This window comes from Gammaproteobacteria bacterium (assembly GCA_009845905.1).
In the GTDB taxonomy this organism is placed as follows: domain Bacteria; phylum Pseudomonadota; class Gammaproteobacteria; order Steroidobacterales; family Foliamicaceae; genus Foliamicus.
In genome coordinates, this window is record VXYS01000006.1 from 14,871 (window position 1) to 34,387 (window position 19,517).

General features: G+C 66.3%; 22 protein-coding genes. 10 read left to right on the top strand and 12 right to left on the bottom strand.

The window, feature by feature from the left end; genetic code table 11:
* Positions 1-13: 13 nt before the first annotated feature.
* Genes F4036_05585 through F4036_05600 form a run of 4 tightly spaced genes read right to left on the bottom strand, consistent with a single transcriptional unit; the run spans position 14 to position 2,872 of the window.
* A complete protein-coding gene (locus F4036_05585; protein MYK37212.1) occupies positions 14-1,417 on the bottom strand; it encodes a 3-isopropylmalate dehydratase large subunit in 1,404 nt (467 codons plus the stop codon).
* Positions 1,418-1,428: 11 nt separating this feature from the next.
* A complete protein-coding gene (locus F4036_05590) occupies positions 1,429-2,295 on the bottom strand; it encodes an acyl-CoA thioesterase II (GenBank protein ID MYK37213.1) in 867 nt (288 codons plus the stop codon).
* A 48-nt stretch (positions 2,296-2,343) separates the two neighbouring features.
* Positions 2,344-2,625, bottom strand: coding sequence for a type II toxin-antitoxin system YafQ family toxin (locus F4036_05595; protein MYK37214.1), 282 nt, complete (start codon positions 2,623-2,625; stop codon positions 2,344-2,346).
* Entirely contained in the window at positions 2,612-2,872 is a 261-nt protein-coding gene (locus F4036_05600; protein ID MYK37215.1) for a type II toxin-antitoxin system RelB/DinJ family antitoxin, read from the bottom strand. Before F4036_05600 ends, F4036_05595 begins: the two co-directional genes overlap by 14 nt.
* A 133-nt stretch (positions 2,873-3,005) precedes the next feature.
* On the opposite strand from F4036_05600, the gene F4036_05605 reads away from it, so the two are divergent.
* Both F4036_05605 and F4036_05610 read left to right on the top strand, forming a co-directional pair.
* A complete protein-coding gene (locus tag F4036_05605) occupies positions 3,006-3,752 on the top strand; it encodes a DUF1499 domain-containing protein (protein MYK37216.1) in 747 nt (248 codons plus the stop codon).
* Between the two features lie 165 nt (positions 3,753-3,917).
* Positions 3,918-4,364 (top strand): nuclear transport factor 2 family protein, encoded by a 447-nt coding sequence (locus tag F4036_05610; protein MYK37217.1) that lies wholly within the window; start codon positions 3,918-3,920, stop codon positions 4,362-4,364.
* A 24-nt stretch (positions 4,365-4,388) separates the two neighbouring features.
* Here the strand turns inward: F4036_05610 and F4036_05615 are convergent, their stop codons facing one another.
* The 4 genes from F4036_05615 to moaC are packed head-to-tail and all read right to left on the bottom strand — an operon-like array spanning position 4,389 to position 6,527.
* Positions 4,389-4,826, bottom strand: a complete 438-nt coding sequence (locus F4036_05615; GenBank protein ID MYK37218.1) for a MaoC family dehydratase — start codon at positions 4,824-4,826, stop codon at positions 4,389-4,391.
* Positions 4,827-4,883: 57 nt separating this feature from the next.
* The gene (gene folE / locus F4036_05620) at positions 4,884-5,474 is read right to left on the bottom strand and encodes a GTP cyclohydrolase I FolE (protein ID MYK37219.1); all 591 of its coding nucleotides are present in this window, start codon (positions 5,472-5,474) and stop codon (positions 4,884-4,886) included.
* The gene (locus tag F4036_05625) at positions 5,471-6,130 is read right to left on the bottom strand and encodes a molybdenum cofactor guanylyltransferase (protein MYK37220.1); all 660 of its coding nucleotides are present in this window, start codon (positions 6,128-6,130) and stop codon (positions 5,471-5,473) included. Before F4036_05625 ends, folE begins: the two co-directional genes overlap by 4 nt.
* Positions 6,051-6,527, bottom strand: coding sequence for a cyclic pyranopterin monophosphate synthase MoaC (gene moaC / locus F4036_05630; protein MYK37221.1), 477 nt, complete (start codon positions 6,525-6,527; stop codon positions 6,051-6,053). The genes F4036_05625 and moaC overlap by 80 nt, the downstream gene beginning before the upstream one ends.
* Positions 6,528-6,619: 92 nt before the next feature.
* On the opposite strand from moaC, the gene F4036_05635 reads away from it, so the two are divergent.
* From F4036_05635 to F4036_05665, 7 genes are read left to right on the top strand one after another with little or no spacing between them, the layout of a single operon-like run.
* Positions 6,620-7,873, top strand: a complete 1,254-nt coding sequence (locus tag F4036_05635; protein MYK37222.1) for a transposase — start codon at positions 6,620-6,622, stop codon at positions 7,871-7,873.
* Between the two features lie 36 nt (positions 7,874-7,909).
* Complete coding sequence (gene pdhA, locus F4036_05640; GenBank protein MYK37223.1) at positions 7,910-8,989, top strand: pyruvate dehydrogenase (acetyl-transferring) E1 component subunit alpha; 1,080 nt, start codon at positions 7,910-7,912, stop codon at positions 8,987-8,989.
* The gene (locus tag F4036_05645) at positions 8,989-9,966 is read left to right on the top strand and encodes an alpha-ketoacid dehydrogenase subunit beta (protein MYK37224.1); all 978 of its coding nucleotides are present in this window, start codon (positions 8,989-8,991) and stop codon (positions 9,964-9,966) included. The genes pdhA and F4036_05645 overlap by 1 nt, the downstream gene beginning before the upstream one ends.
* 26 nt (positions 9,967-9,992) lie before the next feature.
* Positions 9,993-11,270, top strand: a complete 1,278-nt coding sequence (locus tag F4036_05650; GenBank protein ID MYK37225.1) for a 2-oxo acid dehydrogenase subunit E2 — start codon at positions 9,993-9,995, stop codon at positions 11,268-11,270.
* On the top strand, positions 11,267-11,971 hold the full coding sequence (gpmA, locus tag F4036_05655; protein ID MYK37226.1) for a 2,3-diphosphoglycerate-dependent phosphoglycerate mutase: 705 nt from the start codon (positions 11,267-11,269) through the stop codon (positions 11,969-11,971). The genes F4036_05650 and gpmA overlap by 4 nt, the downstream gene beginning before the upstream one ends.
* Positions 11,968-12,507 carry a gamma carbonic anhydrase family protein gene (locus F4036_05660; GenBank protein MYK37227.1) on the top strand — a complete coding sequence of 180 codons (540 nt, stop codon included), beginning with the start codon at positions 11,968-11,970 and terminating at the stop codon, positions 12,505-12,507. The genes gpmA and F4036_05660 overlap by 4 nt, the downstream gene beginning before the upstream one ends.
* Positions 12,504-13,160 (top strand): class I SAM-dependent methyltransferase, encoded by a 657-nt coding sequence (locus tag F4036_05665; GenBank protein MYK37228.1) that lies wholly within the window; start codon positions 12,504-12,506, stop codon positions 13,158-13,160. Before F4036_05660 ends, F4036_05665 begins: the two co-directional genes overlap by 4 nt.
* A gap of 79 nt (positions 13,161-13,239) precedes the next feature.
* On the opposite strand, the gene F4036_05670 is transcribed toward F4036_05665, so the two are convergent.
* Together F4036_05670 and F4036_05675 are read right to left on the bottom strand one after the other, a co-directional pair.
* Entirely contained in the window at positions 13,240-14,232 is a 993-nt protein-coding gene (locus tag F4036_05670) for an XdhC family protein (GenBank protein ID MYK37229.1), read from the bottom strand.
* 65 nt (positions 14,233-14,297) lie between these two features.
* Complete coding sequence (locus F4036_05675; GenBank protein MYK37230.1) at positions 14,298-15,344, bottom strand: aminoglycoside phosphotransferase family protein; 1,047 nt, start codon at positions 15,342-15,344, stop codon at positions 14,298-14,300.
* A gap of 130 nt (positions 15,345-15,474) precedes the next feature.
* Between F4036_05675 and F4036_05680 the strand changes: the two genes are divergently transcribed.
* Positions 15,475-17,910, top strand: a complete 2,436-nt coding sequence (locus F4036_05680; GenBank protein MYK37231.1) for a TonB-dependent receptor plug domain-containing protein — start codon at positions 15,475-15,477, stop codon at positions 17,908-17,910.
* Positions 17,911-17,940: 30 nt separating this feature from the next.
* On the opposite strand, the gene F4036_05685 is transcribed toward F4036_05680, so the two are convergent.
* Positions 17,941-19,143: a class I SAM-dependent methyltransferase gene (locus F4036_05685; GenBank protein ID MYK37232.1), complete on the bottom strand. Its 1,203-nt coding sequence runs from the start codon at positions 19,141-19,143 to the stop codon at positions 17,941-17,943.
* Positions 19,130-19,489 carry a hypothetical protein gene (locus F4036_05690; protein ID MYK37233.1) on the bottom strand — a complete coding sequence of 120 codons (360 nt, stop codon included), beginning with the start codon at positions 19,487-19,489 and terminating at the stop codon, positions 19,130-19,132. The genes F4036_05685 and F4036_05690 overlap by 14 nt, the downstream gene beginning before the upstream one ends.
* Positions 19,490-19,517: the final 28 nt, after the last annotated feature.

Below are 19,517 nucleotides of genomic sequence, written 5' to 3' on the forward strand. Positions count from 1 at the left end.
GACACGGGCCCCATCAGCTCAGTTTGCGCGGGTCCGTCAGGCGGCCCGCGACGGCGGAGGCGGCCACGGTGGCGGGGCTGGCCAGGTGGGTGCGGGCGCCGGGGCCCTGGCGGTTCTCGAAGTTGCGGTTGGTGCTGGAAACGGCGCGCATTCCGCCGAATCCGTCGCCGCCGGCGTAGAAGCACATCGAGCAGCCGGACTCGTGCCACTCGAAGCCGGCGTTCTCGAACACCCGGTGAAGGCCCTCGGCTTCGGCGGCGGCGCGCACGGCCATGGAGCCGGGAACGCAAATGGCCTTGACGCCCTCGGCCACGCGCCGGCCGTCGAGAAGCTTCGCCGCCGCCCGGAGATCGGACAGCCGCGCATTGGTGCAGGAACCGATGAAGGCCGCACCGATCTCAAGTTCCTCCAGCTTCTGGCCCGGCGCCAGGTCCATGTAGTCCAGCGCCCGGCGCATCGCCTCGCGCCGACCGGCTTCCCCGGAAGGCTCGGGCACCTGCGCGTCCACGCCGATGGAGTGCTCGGGGCTGGTGCCCCAGCTCACCTGCGGCGCCAGGCCTTCGCAGTCCAGTTCCAGTTCGCGTTCGAACCCGGCGCCTTCGTCCGTCTTCAGCTCGCGCCAGGCCGCCATCGCCTGGTCCCACAACGCGCCGCGCGGGGAAAACTCGCGTCCGCTCACGTATTCGAACACGTCTTCGTTCGGCGCCACCATGCCGGTCCAGGCGCCGAACTCGATGGCCATGTTGCAGAGCGTCATCCGGCCTTCCACGCCAAGCGCGTCGATCGTATCGCCGGCGAACTCGACCGCGCAGCCCAGGCCGCCTGTCGCGGAGTGCTTCGCGATCACGGCCAGGATCAGGTCCTTGGCCGTGACCGCCGGGTCCGGGCGGCCGACAAAGTTCACGCGCATCGACAACGGCTTCTCCACCCGCAGCGTGCCGGTGGCCAGCGCGTGTTCGGCCTGAGTGGTGCCGATGCCCCAGGCCAGCGCGCCCAGGCCGCCCACCGTACAGGTGTGGCTGTCGGGACACACCAGCGTCAGGCCGGGCAGGGCGATACCCAGCTCCGGCGAGATGACGTGCACGATGCCCTGGCTGGGGTCGTCGATGTCGAACAGCCGGATGCCGGCCTCGCGCGCCGCCTCGCGCGTGGCGGTGATGAACTCGGCGCCGCCGGGCATGCGGGTCAGCCCGGGCCGTCCGGGCACCGTATCGACGATGTGGTCCATGACGCAGAAGGCGCGATCGGGATGGCGTATCGCCCGGCCGGCCTTCTCCAGCGCCTGCAGCGCCAGCGTGCCGGTGCGCTCGTGCAGGAATACCCGGTCGATGGCGATCAGCGACTGCCCGTCATCGGTCCGCGCCACCTCGTGGGCGGACCAGAGCTTCTCGAACAGCGTGCGCGGCGTGGCGCTCAAGCCGGGCGTCCTCACGGACGCCCCCTCCTGCGGATCCGGAACAGGCCTTCCTGGGCCATGGTCGCGACCCGCGTGCCGTTGCGCGCATAGACCGACGCCCTGGCGAAGCCCCGCGCTCCGCCGGCGCGCGGGCTGTGCAGGTCGAACAGCATCCACTCGTCCACCCGCACCGGGCAATGGAACCACATCGCGTGATCGAGGCTGGCCAGCTGAAAGCCGGTGGGCGGCAGAACGTGCGGGAAGGTTACCGTGCCGATCAGCCCCATGTCGGAGGCGAAGGCCAGAAAAGCCTGGTGCGCCTCGATGTCGTCCGGCAGGCGCGCCGAGGTTCGCATCCACACCATCTGGCGGGGCTCGCGCGCGCCCGTGCCCAGCGTGTGCTCCGGGTCCACCGGCCGGAAATCGAGCGCCTGCGTGAGCCTCAGCAGCTTGAAATAACGGGGCGGCATCCAGTCCGCCTCACCGGCAGTCAGCTCGCGCAGGTCCTTGCATTCCTCGGGCGGCGGCGCGTCGGGCATGGGATCCTGGTGCTCGGGGCCTTGCTGGACGGCCTGGAACGAAGCGGTCATGTTGAAGATCTGCCGGCCGTGCTGAACGGCCACTACCCGGCGGTTGGAGAAACTGCCGCCGTCGCGCGCGCGCTCCACTTCATAGACGATCGGCGCCTGGAAGTCGCCCTCGCGCAGAAAATAGGCATGCAGCGAGTGCGCGACGCGCCCTTCCACCGTGCGCAGTGCGGCGTACAGCGCCTGCCCCAGCACCTGGCCGCCGAACACCCGGCCGGTGCCGAAATCGCGGCTCTGACCCCGGAACAGGTTCTGCTCCAGCGGCTCCAGTTCGAGCTGATCGATCAGTCCGCGCAATGCATCGGCGGTCATTACATCAGCCTCCGTATCCATGGCCGCAAGCGTACCGCATCCGCCGATTCACAGTCCAAGTTCGGCATGCGATCCTATTCGGACGAGCCGGAGCGTGTGCGCATCCGGCTTCTGATAGATGAGTATCAGATCCGGTCGTAGGTGGCAGTCCCGGAAGTCGGTCCAGGGACCGCTGAGCGCATGGTCATGGTGACGCGGATCAAGTGGGGTATCGGCGGCAAGCGCCTGAACAATCTCGGCCAGTCGTTTATCGAGGTCGGCGCGATGCCGGCCGCGGGACTCCCGCTTGTAGTCACACTTGAATCGACGGGTTCGCTCAATCGCCCTCATGCAGGTCGTCGAGAAGACTCCCGACGTCGTCGAACCGCGCGAGATTGCCGGCTCGCGCCTCCTTCATGGCGGCAATGGTTTCGGCATTGGGAACAAGCGGCGCGAACGGCAGCGCTTTCTCTCGCGCCACCCGCGTCAGCAGCAGCCGAACGGCATCGGAGACCGAGAGTCCCATGGCGGCCAGCACGGCCGAAGCCTCTTCCTTGATGTCGCTGTTAACGCGCGCTTGAACGAGTTGATTAGCCATATCGGTTAGCGGAAACGATTCAATTGGTGCATGACATTGTCATACAAAAATGCTGGCCGTTCAAGTCGGCAAGGATTATGAACTCCTTGAGAATGCCGTAAGATAGGTCGCTCGCGTTGGGAGAGGCTCGGGTATGGCCAGACACGGCAGGATGTCCGTAACGCTCGCCAGGATCGGCGTATGGATCTGGGGGGTGGGCGCCGTTGTCGTGGCGGCCAGCATCGGCGGATACCGGCTCGAGATGCTCACCCTGATACCCGCCTTTATCGGTTACGTGGCCAGCGTTGCGATCATGGCCGTGGCGACGCTTTTCCTGCTGGTGGGGATGATCGGCGGGCGCGGCCGGATGGGGGGCTGGGCGTTCAACGCCGTCAGCTGGATCGCGCTGGTCCTGTGCGTCGGAATGACCTTGAACAACCTGCTGTGGCTGCGCCAGGGGCAGGTGTCCCCGCCGATCCACGACATCACGACGGACACGGTTAATCCGCCCGAGTTCGTGGACATCCTGCCGCTGCGCGCCGACGCGCCCAATCCGCCGGATTACAGGGGCAGCGAGGACGCCGAACAGCAGCTTGCGGCCTACCCCGAGATCAAACCGCTGGAACTGGACGTGACGCCGGCCGAGGCGATGGCGCTTGCCGAGAGTGCCGCGCGGGCCATGGAGTGGGAGCTGATCACGGTGGCGCCGGGCGAGGGACGCCTGGAAGCCGTCGCCACGACCGCCTGGTTCGGGTTCAAGGACGACATCGTGGTGCGCATCGTCGAGACCGGCGACGGTTCGCTGGTGGACGTGCGCTCCAAGTCGCGGCTGGGCCTTTCCGACGTCGGGACCAACGCCCGCCGCATCCGGGCGTTCATGGCGCAAATGCAACCGAACTAGCCCGCATTTCTCGCCCTTCGTGCTTCCTCGCCCTTCGTTCGTCCCCCTCCTCGCTGGAGACGCCATCCTGGCTCGATTCTCGCTGTCCTGCTTCAACGCTCCCGCGAGGAGGGGGACGAACAAAGGGCTTTAGCTGGCGCGTTCTCGATTGCGCACCAGGCTGAAATGAAAGACAGAGCCGCGTATATCGACTTTATCGAGCGCCGCTATTTCGGCGGCGTTTCGGCGGGCGACCTGGCCGGGGTGCGGGACTGCTTCGCCGACGATGCCGAGGTACTGATACGCCACGGCGACAACCCCGAACGGCGCTACTCGCCGTCACCGGGGCCCGGGCAGGAGCCGCTGCCGAGCTTTTTCGAGCACCTGTGCGGAAACTACGACTGCTGGTTCGGCGAGTTCCGGCACACGATCGACGTGGAGGGTCAGCGCGCGGCCAGCCGCTTTGTCGTGCGCCTGACGCCCAGGCCCGGCGGGCTCTACGCGGACCAACCGGTGCAGAAGCTGCTGAACTCGAACTTCTTCGAGTTCGCGAACGGGCGGATCACGTTCATGATGATCAACTACTCGAACGCCGCCGGACCGGACACGCCCACCGGCTATCCGCGGGGTTGAGGGCGGGACGCCCTCGCTCCCAGGTTAGATCATGTAGAGGGCGAGGGTCTCGGCGGTGCAGGCGGGCTTTTTCTGGCCCTCGATCTCGACCCTGTGCCGGCAGGTCATCTGTATGCCGCCGAGGCGGGCCCGGGCCTGCAGTACCGTGGTGCGCACCCGCACGCGGCTCGGGCACACGACCATGTTCGAAAAGCGCACCTTGTTCAGTCCCCAGTTGATCGCCCGCTTGAGCGTGGGCATCAGGACGAACTCCTCGGTGGCGCCCGGGATCAGCGACAGCGTGAGGTAGCCGTGGGCGATGGTGGCGCCGGTGTCGAGCTCCTGCGCCGCCCTCTCGGGATCGACGTGGATCCACTGGTAGTCGTCGGTGGCCTTGGCGAAGCGGTCGATCCGGTCCTGGTCCACCAGGATCCAGTCGGATACGCCCACCTCGACGCCTTCCAGCGCCCTTGCGTCTTCGATCGATCGGACCTCGTGAGCCAAGTGATATCCCGCGGCACCCCGTAGTGCCGCGTATTATCACCGGTCGCGTCTGATCAAGGCCAGGAACTCGGCGCGCGCCCGCGCGTCGTCGCGGAATACGCCCAGCATCCTGCTGGTGACCGTTCTCACGTTGCGCTTGCCGACGCCGCGCGTGATCATGCACTCGTGCCCTGCCTCGATGACCACCGCCACGCCGCGTGGCTCCAGCACGGACGTGATGCAGTCGGCGATCTGCGCCGTGAGCTTTTCCTGCACCTGCAGGCGGCGCGCGTAGGCGTCCACCACCCGCACCAGCTTGCTGATGCCCACCACCTTGTCGCGCGGCAGGTACGCCACGTGGGCGTGGCCGATGATCGGCGCGATGTGGTGCTCGCAGTGCGAGTCGAAGTCGATATGGGTTAGCGCCACGATCTCGTCGTAGCCGTTCACTTCCCTGAACGTGCGCGAGAGAAACTCGTACGGGTCCTCGTCGTAGCCGGCGAACCATTCCTCGTAGGCGCGCACGACACGCTTGGGCGTGTCCACCAGGCCCTCGCGCTCGAAGTCGTCGCCGGCCCAGCTCAACAGAACGCGCACAGCCTCCTCGGCCTCATGGCGTGTCGGCTTCTTACGGTCTTTGTCGCTCATAGGGTCGTGGCTCCGCTGCGCTGGTACTTGCGCAGATCGTCAGGACTATTGATGTTCGTAATGTGCATCGGAATCAGTTTCAGTGGCCGGCTTTCCAGGTAACCGCGCGGCGAGGGGCCGGTCCCGCGGGCCGTTTCCTTCGCCAAACCCGCAAGGGTAGCGGGTTCGTAGATCGCGCACAATGGCTGCAGCACTCCGGTGGACGGGTCGCAACAGGCGGTGGCGGCGGCTTTCGGGTCGCGTTCCGCCACCAGGCGCTCAAGTTCCGCGGCGCTGAGAGAAGGCTGATCGCAGGCCAGCGCCAGCCAGGCATGCCCGGGCGCCGAGGCGTGCGCCGCCTCCAGACCGGCCGCCGGCCCCTGGCCCGGATGGCGGTCCAGAAGGCAGCGGTAGCGCGAGCGCAGCGCGTCGGAGGCCTGGTCCGGGCGCACCGATACCCATACGTCGTCGAGGACCGATTCCAGCAGGCGGACCGCGCGTTCCAGCAGGCTCACTCCGCCGATCTCGGCGGCGGCCTTGTCGCTTCCGAAGCGCGTGCTCAGCCCCCCCGCCAGCACCACGCCGGAAATCGGCGCGTCAGCCGGCGCCGTCATCGCGGTAGTCGCTCTTGCCGCCGGTTTTCCTGACCAGCCGCGCCGCCCTGATCTCGATGCCATGGGATACCGACTTCAGCATGTCGTAGACGGTCAGCGCGGCGACCGTGGCCCCGGTGAGCGCCTCCATTTCGGCGCCGGTCTTGCCGGTGACCTTCACCGCGCACTCGATCTCGATCTCGTTGCCGTTGAGCTCCAGTCCGATCCGGCAGCCCTCGAGCTTGAGCGGATGGCAGAAGGGGATCAGCTCGTGGGTGCGCTTGGCCGCCTGGGTGCCGGCAATGATCGCGGTCTGGAACACCGGCCCCTTGTGGGTGTTGATTTCGCCGTTTTCGGCCTGTCCGGCTGCCTCGGCGGGCAGCACGACGACCGCGCGGGCCGTGGCCGTGCGCTCGGTCACGGCCTTGTCGGCCACGTCCACCATGCCGGGGCGGCGCTTCGAATCCATGTGCGTGAGCATCAAATGGGAATTATAGGCGGGCCGGTGTGCTTTGGTTGAGAATATCACTCTTTTTTCAAGAAAAACAAAGTGATAATTGATAAAATATCCGTGTGCACCGCAACATCACGTATCGTCTAATCCCAGGAACTCGGGCCAAGGCTCAGAAGCTCAGTCAGATTGCCGGCGCTTGCCGGTGGGTGTGGAACTACTTCTTGGGCGAGAACAAGCGGCGGTATCGCGAACATGTTGAGACCGAACGTTTCTGCGAGGACACCTTGCTGGGACTGATGTTCGAGCAGCCCGCGAAGCCACCGCTGACGTTCTTCGAACTGGGCAAGCAATTCACGATATTGCGCTCACAAACCGGGTGGCTGCAAGAGCTTCCCTTTACGGTCGTGCGCTATACGCTGAAACGTCAGGCCGACGCATGGCAAAGGGCATTTGCCGGCGGCGGATTTCCAAAGTTCAAGGCTCGGGACGGAAACGACAGCTTCACGCTCCCTCAGGATGTCAGGATACGCGGCGGCAAGTTGTGGATTCCCAGGGTCGGCTGGCTAGTTCTGCGCCGCCGAGGAGGAAACCCTTATGGGGGCTGTAAGCCTGTTCAGGCGGTTGTAAAGCGTGTATTGGGCCGCTGGTACTGCACGGTTTGCTATGCGGTTCCCCACTCAACGCAAGCGCACAACGGTATCGTGGTGGGCGTCGACCGCAACTGTGGTCACGTTGCGGTAAGCGACGGACGCATTTTTGCGCATCCGGACATTCAACGGTTGGAAGCGCGCAAGCGACGCTACGAGCGCATGATGTGCCGGCGGGAAAAGGGATCGAAGCGACGAGCCGTAGCCCGCTATAGGCTGGCGAAAACGCATAGAAAAATCGCCACGATAAGAGCGAATTGGCAGCATCACGTGAGCTGCGAGTTGGCGGACACCGCCGGCACGGTTGTAGTGGAAGCACTGCGCACGAAGAACATGACCCTGTCGGCGAAGGGAACGGCGGATAAACCGGGAGTGGGTGTGGCGAGGAAAGCGGCGCTCAACCGTGCGATATTGGCCACCGGCTGGGCGGGGCTGCACGCGAAGCTGTCCTATAAGGCGGCCGAAGTGATTGAGGTGGCTCCGGCTTATACCAGCCAGCGCTGCAACGCTTGCGGGCATACGGAGGCGGCCAACCGCCGCTCGCAGAGCGAGTTTCATTGCGTGGTCTGCGGCCACGCGGGCAACGCGGACATCAACGCCGCATTGAATGTACTGGCCTTGGGGACTGAGGCAGCTGGGCGGCGAGGAGCGTTCTCGTTGGAGACTCCGAAGAACCGCCAAGAAACATATCCGCAGGGGTTGGCATATGCCGGCTTGGGTATGTGAGTCCCTTATACTTTCCCCCCCGAATCGAGTAGTCAGATGCCGGTAGTAGCGAAGTTTGAAATTACGTATACGCAGTTCTTAGACGAGCACGGTAAAGCGCAGCAAGAATTGCCCGAATTTGCCGCAGACGCGGACGAAATGGCGCGCATGTATCGCTTTATGCACCTGACCCGGGTGTTCGACCAGCGCTGCATAAACCTGCAGCGCACCGGCCAGGTCAACACCATCGCCTCCAGCCACGGCCACGAGGCCGCCCAGATCGGCCTGGCCGCCGCCATGCGGCCCGAGGACGTGCTCGCCCCTTCGTATCGCGAGCACGGCGCCGTGCTCTGGCGGGGCGTGCGCATGAGCCAGCTGCTGGCCGTGTGGGGTGGTGACGAACGCGGCCACGACTGGGACGGCGCCCGCCAAGATTTTCCGTACTGCGTGCCGATCGCCACGCAGTGCCTGCACGCCGCCGGCGCGGCGCTGGCCCTGAAGATGCGCGGCCAGGAGGCCTGCGCGGTGGCGCTGTGCGGCGACGGCGCCACTTCCGAAGGCGCGTTTTACGAGGCCCTGAACGCCGCCGGCGCGATGAATCTGCCGGTGATCTTCTGGGTCACAAACAACCGCTACGCCATCTCCATGAACGTGCAAGACCAGACCGGCGCCGAGACGCTGGCGCAGAAGGCGATCGCCGTGGGCATTCACGGCGAGCAGGTGGACGGCAACGACCTGATCGCTGTGCGCAACGCCGCCGAGATCGCCACGCAGCGGGCGCGCTCCGGTGGCGGCGCCTCGCTGGTCGAGGCCTTGAGCTACCGGCTGGGCGACCACACGACGGCCGACGACGCCACACGCTACCGCCCGGACGAGGAGGTGGAGCAGGCTGCGAGACGCGCTCCGCTTCACCGGATGAAACGTTTCATGCAGGAGCGGTTCGGCTGGACCGACGAGCAGGAAGCATCGCTGATCGAGGAGCTGGAAGCCGAGGTGGAGAAGGAGGTCGAGGCCTACCTGGCGACGCCCCCACCGAGGATCGAGGACATCTTCGACCACCAGTTCGCCAACATGCCGGCCGCGCTTGAGGCCCAGCGGGAAATCGCCCGCAAGTACCCGGTCCCGGACCACGGCTGATGGCCAACCTGACGCTGGTCGAAGCCGTCAACCAGGCGCTGGCCTGGGAGATGGCCCACGACGACAGCGTGGTCGTGTTCGGCGAGGACGTGGGCGTGAACGGCGGCGTGTTCCGCGCCACGGTGGGCCTGCAGGAGAAATTCGGCGCCGAGCGGGTTTTCGATACGCCGCTGGCGGAAGCGATGATCGCCGGCCTGTCCGTGGGCCTGGCCACGCAGGGGTTCAAGCCGGTCCCGGAAATCCAGTTCATGGGCTTCATCTACCCGGCGCTGGACCAGATCGTCAGCCACGCCAGCCGGATGCGCAACCGAACCCGCGGACGGCTGACCTGCCCGATGGTGCTGCGCGCGCCGTTCGGCACGGGCATCCGCGCTCCCGAGCACCATTCCGAGAGCACCGAGGCGATGTTCGCGCACATGCCCGGCGTGCGGGTCGTGATCCCGTCGTCGCCGGTGCGCGCCTACGGCCTGCTGCTGTCGGCGATCCGCGATCCGGACCCGGTGATTTTTCTGGAGCCCAAGCGGATTTATCGCGCCTTCCGCCAGGAGGTGCCGGACAACGGCGAGGGCCTGCCGCTGGACAAGGCCTTCGTGACCCGGCCGGGGACCGATGTGACCCTGATCAACTGGGGCGCGTCGGCGCTGGAGAGCTGGACCGCGGCCGGCGAACTGGCCGACGAGGGCATCGACTGCGAGGTGGTGGACCTGGCCACGGTAAGCCCGATCGACAAGGACACGATCCTGGAGTCGGTGTCGCGCACCGGACGCGCGGTCATCGTTCACGAAGCGGCGGTGAGCGGCGGGCTGGGCGGCGAAGTGGCCGCGATCCTGGCTTCGGAAGGTCTGTACAGTCTGGAAGCGCCGGTGGTCCGGGTGGGCGGCTTCGATGCCGTGCCGCCGCTGGCGCGGATGGAATACGGCTATATTCCCGGCGTCCAGCGGATCAAGGACGCCGTGCACGAGTGCATGGAGAGTTGATCGAGCGTTCGGCGCGGAAATTTGGAATGAGAGAGTTCAAATTACCTGATCTTGGCGAGGGTCTGACGGAGGCCGAGATCGTCGAATGGCATGTTGCCGCCAACGACGACATCAAGCTCAATCAGCCGCTGGTTTCGGTGGAGACCGACAAGGCCGTGGTGGAGGTGCCGTCGCCGGTTACGGGCCGCGTGATCTCGCTGCACGGCGAGGCCGGCGACGTGATCCCCGTCGGCGATGTGCTCGCCCGCTTCGACGTGCCCGCGAAAGAAGGCGCCGCGCCCCCCGGGAGCGAGGAAGCCCCCGGGAGGGAGGACGTCCCGTCCTCCCAAAGTAAGGGAAACACCGCCGTCCCCCAGGCCGACGGCAAGGACGACGCCCCCGGCGTGGTCGGCGAACTTCCCGCCAGCGCCCTGGTGATGAGCGACACGACCGGCTCCGCCGCCGCGGCTCCGAAGAAACAACGGGTCAAGGCCGCCCCTTCCGTGCGCGCCCTGGCCCGCGAACTGGGCGTGGACCTGACGCGGATCGAGGGCTCCGGCCCCGCCGGCCGGATCACGGCCAGGGACGTCGCCGGCGCCGCCAAGGCCGCCGGGGACGCGGCCCCTTCCGCCGCGGGAACCACGGCGCCCCGCCCTCCGTCCGGCGAAGCCGGTTCTACGCCAGCTCCCGCCACCGAAGAAAAACTCGCCGGCCCGCGCCGCGCCATGTTCCACAGCATGACCGCTTCGCACACCGAAGTGGCGCTGTGCACGGTGATGGACGACGCCGACATCCACGACTGGGAGTCGCCGCGCGATTTCACGCCGCGGCTGATCCGCGCGATGGTGGCCGGGGCCCGCGCCGAACCGCGGCTCAACGGCACGTTCAGCGCCGAGACCGGCGTGCTGTCCATGTCCGAAGACGTGCACATGGGCCTGGCCATGGAAACGCCGCACGGCCTGATCGTGGCCACGATCTTCAACGCCGGCAAGCTGAGCCTCGATGAAGTGCGCGACGAAGTGGCGCGGCTGAAGACGGCAGGCGCCGACCGCACGCTCAAGCCCGGGGAGGTGCGCGGCTACACCATCACGCTGTCGAACATCGCCGGCGGATCGTCGCGCTACGCCACGCCGCTGATGGTTCCGCCCACCGTGGGCATCCTGGGAAGCGGCGCGGCCCGCGAGGAAGTCGTGGCCGTGAACGGCGAGATCGCGATCCGCCGCATGCTGCCGCTGTCGCTCACTTTCGATCACCGCTGCGTGGCCGGCGCCGACGCGTCCCGATTCCTGGGCGCGGTGGTGGCGGACCTCAAGCTGGCCTCGTGAAGCCGTCGTATGGCCGGCTGATCCTGTGCCGGCACGGCGAGAGCCTCTGGAACCGCGAGAACCGCTTCACCGGCTGGACCGACGTTGATCTGAGTCCCGCGGGCGAGGAGGAGGCCTGCCGCGCCGGGCGCCTGCTTCGCCAGGAGGGCCTGAAGCCCGAAGTGGCCCACACCTCGGTGCTGACCCGCGCCTTGCGCACGCTATCGCTGATGCTGGCGGAGCTGAACGCAAGCGGCATCAAGGTCCATCGAAGCTGGCGTCTGAACGAACGCCATTACGGCGCGCTGCAGGGTCTTAACAAGGCGGAGACGATGGAAAAGCACGGCGAGGCGCAGGTGAAGATCTGGCGGCGTTCCTACGCCACGCCGCCGCCGGTGCTGGCGCCGGACGACCCGCGCCACCCGCGCCACGACCCGCGCTATGCCGATCTGGACGCGCCGCCGGCCGCCGAGTCGCTGAAGGACACGCTGGTCCGGGTGCAGCCGTACTGGGAAAGCCGCATCGCGCCGGACGTCAAGGCCGGGCGCTGCACGCTGGTGTCCGCGCACGGCAACAGCCTGCGGGCGCTGGTTAAGCTGCTGGAGAATATTTCCGATGACGACATCGTCAGGCTGGAGATTCCGACCGGGGCGCCGCTTCTGTACGAATTCGGCCCCGGCTTTGCGGCCCGGCCGCGCCGCTACGTGGGAGAAGGACAGTGATTTACGACCTCGGTGACCGCAAACCGCGCTCGAAGGCGCTGTTCGTCGCCCCCGACGCCGCCGTGATCGGCAGCGTGGAACTGGGCAAGGACTCGAGCGTCTGGTACGGCGCCGTGTTGCGCGGCGATAACGATCCGATCCGGGTCGGGTCGCGCAGCAACATCCAGGATGGCACCGTGGTGCACACCGATGAAGGCCAGCCCACGATCATCGGCGACGACGTGACCGTGGGGCACAAGGTGATCCTTCATGGCTGCACCGTCGGGGACGGCTGCACCATCGGCATGGGCGCGATCCTGCTGAGCGGCTCGCGGGTCGGCGCCAACAGCCTGGTCGCTGCCGGCGCCCTTCTGCCGGAAGGCCGCGAGTATCCGCCCAACAGCCTGATCATGGGCGTGCCCGCCCGCGCCGTGCGCGAACTCACCGAGGACGAGAGCGCCCGCGTCGCGGAAGGCTCCGAAGTCTACGTCCTCCGCGCCCGCGAACACCGCGACCACCTCCAGGCCCGTATAGACGGAGAGGAGCATTCACCATGAACGAGAAAGCCAAATTCGAGGGCCATTACAAGGGCGCGAAAAGCAGGGAGAACCTGGCCTGGCATCATGCCAGGCCCACGCGCTTCATTCCTTTCGTGCACGAGTCGCGCGCGCAGCCGGGCACCGCACTCGACCTGGGCTGCGGAACGGGTGTCGATACCGTCGGGCTGGCCAAGCTGGGCTGGACGGTCAAGGGCATCGACTTCATGGAGCAGGCCATCGCCATGTCCACGGAACTGGCCGAGAAGGAAGGCGTGGACGTGGAGTACATCCTGGCGGACGTCCTGGAGTGGGAATCGACCGAGAAGTTCGATCTCCTGGTCGATTCCGGGCTCATGCACAACATGCCTCGGGAAAGTCTTCCGGAGTACAAGGGCCGAATCCTCCGCTGGCTGAAGGAGGACGGCGACTTCATCCTGGTCCACTGGGAAAGCCGCGGCGATCACGACCGGCTTTTCGCCGGACCCAGGCGCTCCACCAAAGAGCAGCTGATTGCCTTCATGGCGCCGGAAATGTCGCCCGTGGATCGGTTCGACCGCAAGGAATCCCGCGTTTGCCGCACCTGTACGGGCAAGACCTGCGACCACAACGGCCAGTACTGCCGGGGCGTAGGCCCCGAACTCTCCGTAGCCTACCTCTGGTTCCGCCGCTAGCGGGGGCGATTCCCGCCCTCATCCTGGGAAGGAGGGCGTCCCGCCCTCCGTGAAGGCGAGACGCCTTCACGCCCAGGCATCAGGCCGGACGGTTTGTGTGGTGGGCGGTGAGTTCGGCCATGATGGAGAGTGCGATGGAGGCGGGGTCGTTGGCGCCGATGTCCAGGCCGACCGGGCCGCGCAGCTTGCTCTCGAGGTCGCCGGCGCCGTCGCCCAGTTCGCGCAGCAGGCGCTCGCGCCGCGCCTTCGGGCCCAGCACGCCCACCCAGGGAATCGGCCGGTTGGCCAGCGCGGCCAGGTAGGCGCGGTCCGAGGCCAGGTGGTGGCTCATCACCACGCAGGCGTCCCAGGGATCCAGGTCGAGATGTTGAGCGACACTCTCGGGCCTGAGTTCCAGCACGGACTCGGCGGAGCCCAGGTCCCCGCGCTCCAGGTATGAGCGGCGGTGGTCGCAGACCGTGACTCGCCAGCCGAGGCGTTCGGCGAACTCCACCAGCGGCACGGCGTCCACGCCGGCGCCCAGCACCAATAGCCTCGGGATCGGCGCAAGCGGATAGACCAGCACCTTGCGTGCCGGGTTCTCGAGCGTGTGCAGGCCGTTGGGATGCTCGGCCGGCACCTCGTCATCCAGGAACGTGGCGCCGACCGGCGCCTCGTCGCCCTCCACCACGACCGCGCAGCGCGATGGCCCGGAGCGCATCGCCAGCTCCGCCATCCGCGTTAGCGGCGCCCAGGGATCGTCGCCGCCGGGGGACAGCGGCTGCAGCAGCACCTTGAGCATGCCGTCGCAGCCGACGCCGGTCCCGAACAGGATGTCGTGCTCGCCGCGCATGTCGTAGCAGACCGAACGCGCCTCGCCCGACTCCAGTACGGAAGCGGCATGCTCCGCCAGGTCGCCCTCCAGGCAGCCGCCGCTCACCAGGCCCTGGTAGTTGCCCTCGCCGTCGATCAGCACGCGGGAACCGGACTTGGAATAGGTCGATCCCGCCGTTTCGTACACGGTGCCGAGGACCAGGCGGTCGCCGGCCTGCTTCCAGTCGGCGAACGTTTCGATCAGGTGCTTGAGCGCCATTGCTGACTATGGGAGGGCGAGACGCCCTCCCGCCCGGGTCGTGGACGGCGGGGACGTGGCGAGGGTCATGCTCTCGCTCCCAGGAGGGTGGGGCGGACGGAGAGGAGGGATTCGGCGAGGCGGAGCTGGCCGCGGGCGCGCACGAGGTTGTGCTCGGCGCGCGAGGCGAAGCGCTGCGGATCCCAGCCGAAGTAGCGGTCATTGAGGATGTCGGCGGTGAAGCGCGTGGTCAGTTCCAGCGTGATCCAGAGCGTGGCGTCCACGAGGCACGACCGTTCGTCTTCATTGATGAAGGTGGCCACGTCCAGGTAGCCGGAGCGGGCCGCCTCGAACAGCTCGACCGAAAACGCGGTTTCCTCGCTGTCCTCGCCGACGGGATTGCACCACGAGCGAAAGGCGTCGCCCAGTTCATAGGGCAGGCTCAGGCGTCCCAGCGAGTCCAGGTCCACCATGGCCAGCCCCTCGCCTTCGGGCGAGAACAGCATGTTGTTGATCTTGGGGTCGCCGTGCACCACGCGCAGCGGCGTTTCGGGCATGGCCGGCAGTTGCGCCAGCAGTTGCAGCGTTCGGCGCTGCAGGCGTTCGGCTTCCGCACGCAAGGGATGGCCGTGATGCAAGGCCAGCGCCTGATCCAGCTCCGCAATACGACGGTCCGGTTCGTGAATCGGCCGGCGTTTGCTGGCGAACGGCGCCCGGAAATTCACCAGCGCCATGTGAAAGCGGGCAAGAAGTGCGCCGGCCTGTTCGGCCTGGCCGGTGTTCTCGAGCCGGTTGTGGAACTCGCCTTCGAGCCAGGTGAGCAGGCGCCAGACGCCGTCATCCCGCTCCACGTACAGATCGCCGCCGGATGCGCGCACCAGCCGCGGCGTGGCCATGCCCCACGCGGCGATATGGGCCGTTACGGCCTCGATGTCTGCGTGGATCTCCGCTCCGAGGATGGGGCTCAGGCGCTGCAGCGCATAACTGGAACCGTTCCCGCCGCGAACCCTCCAGGTGCGGTTGATCAGCCCGTGGTCCATGTACTCCAGCGATTCGGCGCGCAGGCCCCAGTCGCCGAGCACTTGTTCGGCGGCCGCGGTTTCGCTGAAATCGGACGAATCGGTCCTGGGCATCGGTTGTTTTTCCCCCGGGGGCAATTTTGCGCGAAACGTCAATGTACATATACTGAGCCGGCGTGGGGAGGGTGAATTCCCTTTTTCTTGCGCGATTCACCGCAATTGTCAACTTCCAGGGGGATAGAACATGACAATTCACGTCTGCTTGCGCCGGTTTGCCGGCATCGCCGCGGTTTCCGCCGCGGCCCTGATGGGCATACAGGACCTCGCTGCCCAGGAATTCGAGGAAATCGTCGTCACGGCGCGCAAGCGCGACGAATCGGTGCTCGAGATTCCGATTGCCGTATCGGCCTACAGCCAGGACGACCTGGACGCGCTGGGCATGAACACCATCGAGCAACTTTCCTCGGTAACGACGGGCTTCACTCTCCAGAACGTCAGCCAGGGCGGAATGGGCGGGCGGCACAACCCCAACATCCGCTTCCGCGGACTGGGCGTTCAGGTGGAAAGCCCCGCGTCGCGCGCCGGTTCGGTGTTCTGGAACGGCGGCTACATTTCCGATGGCGTGGGCATCCTGCCGCTGATCGACCTCGAGCGGGTCGAGATCCTGAAGGGGCCGCAGACCGCGTTCTTCGGCCGCAACACCTTCGCCGGCGCGGTCAACTACATCCCCGCACAGCCGGGCGACGAGTTCGGCGGCAAGGCCTCCCTGTCCTACTCGGCATCCGATGAAAGCAGCCACAACTTCACCGTCGCGGTCGGCGGGCCGATCAGCGACAGCGTGGGCGTGCGCTTCGCGCTGATGCAGGAAAAGGTGGGCGCCGACTACCAGTTCGACAACGGCGATCCCATCGGCGAGCAGAACAACACCGCGTTCACCGCGCTGGCGACGTTCGAGGTATCGGATGCATTCAGCTTCCAGGTATCGGGCTTTTACGTCGATGCCGACGACACGATGGCGTTGCAGTCAGTCGACGCCCCCGTTGCTGCCGGAACCTGCAACCGCACCTACAACGGCACGATCCGGCCCGTGGCCGGCGGCACCGGCGGTACGTTCACCACGGACCTGTCGCAGTCGTTCCGCAATACGTTCTGCGGATCGATTCCCGACTGGGACGCGGTACAGCCGAACTTCTCCGAGGTTGGCAGGATCAACGACAGCACGCCGCTTTTCATGTTCTCCAACCCCTGGTCGTTCATCTCGACGCTGCCGCCCGAACTGGAAGGCTACTCGATCGTTGACGCGCCGGATGGGCTGGGCAACACCTACGAGCTTTGGCGTGTTGACATTTCCGGGGATTACGAACTGGCGAATGGCGCCGTAGTGGGCGCTCAGTTCGCTCGCGGAGAATCCTCAAGCTGGCGAATAATCGACAACAACTTCGGCACGCCGGCGGTATTCTTCTTCAGGAATCCCGGCGCCCCCTGGCTCGCGGGACAGGCCGGCTGGGTGCGCGATACCTATGTCGAAGTCCGCTACACGCCGCAGGCCGGCGAGCGGATGAACTACACGGTGGGCACCAGCTATTATGCGCAGGACAACCGGTCGGTCGCGTTCTCGGGTTTCGGCGCTACCCACAATCTGAACTTCCAGGACGGCGACAACTTCGGCGTGTTCGGTTCCGTGGACTACGCGCTGAACGAGCAGTGGACGCTGTCGCTGGAAGGACGCTGGAACACGGACACCCAGACCATCGTCTATGACGGCGTATCCATTCAGCAGCGCGTCGACCTCACCGCGACCGTGGACGCGGAGCAGAAGTACAGCGCGTTCATGCCGCGCGTGATCATTTCCTGGCAACCTTCGGAGAACACCAATCTCTACGCCCACTACTCACGGAGCAATCTGCAAGGCAACGACACCAACGCAGAAGACTACGGCGAGTCCACGGGTGTGCCGCTGGACATTGGCGTCTTCACCCCGAAGCAGGCGCTGGACGCCTTCGAGGTGGGACTGAAGCAGCGCGTGGGCGGCTGGCTGAACTACGCGCTTTCCGCCTACGTCATGGACTGGGAGAACCAGACCTTCTTCGAATTGAGTCCGGCGCCGTTCTTTACCGCGGCCTACATTGCCGGCGACGCCGAGATCCGGGGGCTGGAAGCAGAGTTCGAACTGACGCCGAACGAATGGTTCAGCCTGAGCGGCGGAGTTACCTACAACGACGTGGAATTCACCGACTTTGCCGGCACCGGTTCGGTGGCAACGGCGGTGCTCGCGCCGCCCCCCACGCTGTCGGTCGGAGAGCAGATTTCCACGACCGGCGGCCGGCCGCGCTACATGCCGGAATGGACCGGCAGCCTGTCGGCGGTGTTACAGCTCGATCAACTCGTGGGCATGGCGAACAATATCTGGCTCAGGGTGGACGGGATCTACCAGGGCCAGTTCTACGTCGACAACTTCAACTGGAACTCGGTGGACGGCTACTGGAAGATCAATGCGCGGGTGCATGCGGACGTGGGCGACACGTTCTCGGTCGAGCTCTACGCGATGAACCTGACCAACGATCTGAGCCCTCTGACGGCGGGCGGCACCACCAGCATATTCGGTCTGCCCCACCGCAAGACCTTTACGCCGCTGCCGTACAAGCGCGAAGTCGGCCTGAAGCTGATCGCCGCCTTCTAGCTTGCCGTCCCCTGGGAGGGCGGGCTAGAGCTAGTTCTTGTAGCCGCCGAAGACCACCCAGTGGGAGAGCGCTCCCATGCTGGGGTCTTCCTTGTCCATCGTTCCCCGTTCGCCGGCAAAGTTCAGGGTGCGCGGCTGGAATCCCTGCACGATGCGGGTGAAGCCGGCGTCCTTCATCGCCTGCTCGAAGTCCACGCAGCCCAGTGAGCCCCAGAAGGGCTCGGCGTTGTAGTAGTTCTGCCAGTCGCGCACGACCACGCCGCCCATGTCCATGCCCTTGTAGCGCAGCGGCACTTCCAGATTGCACATCGCGCCGCCGGGCTTGAGCACCCGGTAGGCTTCTTTCAGGATGGCCGGCATTCCGGTGCGCGAGGTTTCGTGGAACAGGATTTCCGACGTGACCATGTCGAAGCTCTCGTCCTCGAACTTGAGGTTGCGGGCGTCCTGCTGGTGGAAATGCACCCGCTTGCCCAGCGATTCGGCCCGAGCGTGGGCGTAGCGCAACAGCGCGCCGCCGATGTCGATGGCGTGCAGTTCGGCGTCGGGGTACAGGTCGACGAGCGCCAGCGTGCCGTGGCCGACGCCGCAGCCCAGGTCCAGGATCCGTTTCGGCTGCTCGTCGGGGAAGGCGTCCTGGATGAAGGCGCACAGCGTGTGGCCGCGCACGTCGTTGAGTCCGCCCGCGCGGCCCAGGCCGTAGAGCACGGCGCCGCGGTCGTAGATCGCCCCGGCGCGCACGTCGTCGCCGCCGGCGTCATGCAGGTAGCCGCCCGGCTGAATGTGCTGATCGACCAGGGTCAGGTATTCCGGGTTCGGCACGTCCGGGTGCAGCGTCAGGCTGCCCAGCGGCTTGTCGATGGAGCGGAACTTGTCCTCCAGATCGTCCAGTTGCCGGTCGACGGTGTCGGCCACGTAGTCCCACATCAGTTCCTGGGAAGTGCGCAGCAGCGCACCCCAGTGCTGGAAGATGGGCAGTTCCTCGGACTTGCGCAGCACAGCGTCGCGGTCCTCCTCGTCCTCGGGGTCGCACTCGCCCATTTCCGGCATGATCTGCTCGTTGCAGGCGTCGATGGCCTGCGCCATCAATCGCCCGTTGGCATAGGCGCGCAGGCCCAGAAAGTACTTCTGCGCCGCCAGTTCGTCGTGGGTGGCGCCGGCCATCATGCCGTGACGCGGATACACGTCGCTGCGCATGGTTTCCTGGCGTACGCCTTCGGCTTCAAACATCACCATGTTGAACCTCCTTTGAAATGCGGTCGAGTTCGCCGCCGGCCGCTGCGGGTTCCATGTCTTCTTCGAGGTAGCGGAGCACGCGGCCCATCATCTGCTGCCGTATCGGCGCCCGTTCGGCTTCCGCCTCGGCGTCCGGCAGCCATGCGTCCACGGTGTCCTTGCCGAACAGCCCGGCCTTTTCCAGCAGCCGCTCGTGCGTGTCGATGCGCTCGCGGATAACGCTGACCTCGCCCAGCAAGGTAGTCAGCATGGCAAACAGCATGTCCAGGCGCTCGTCGCCGTAGAACGCCGGGCGCTTGCCCAGCGCCCGCCTCGGTCGTGCCTCGGGCTGTGTATTGGTGGGCATAAGCAGTCCTGCTCCGGTTACCGCAGTG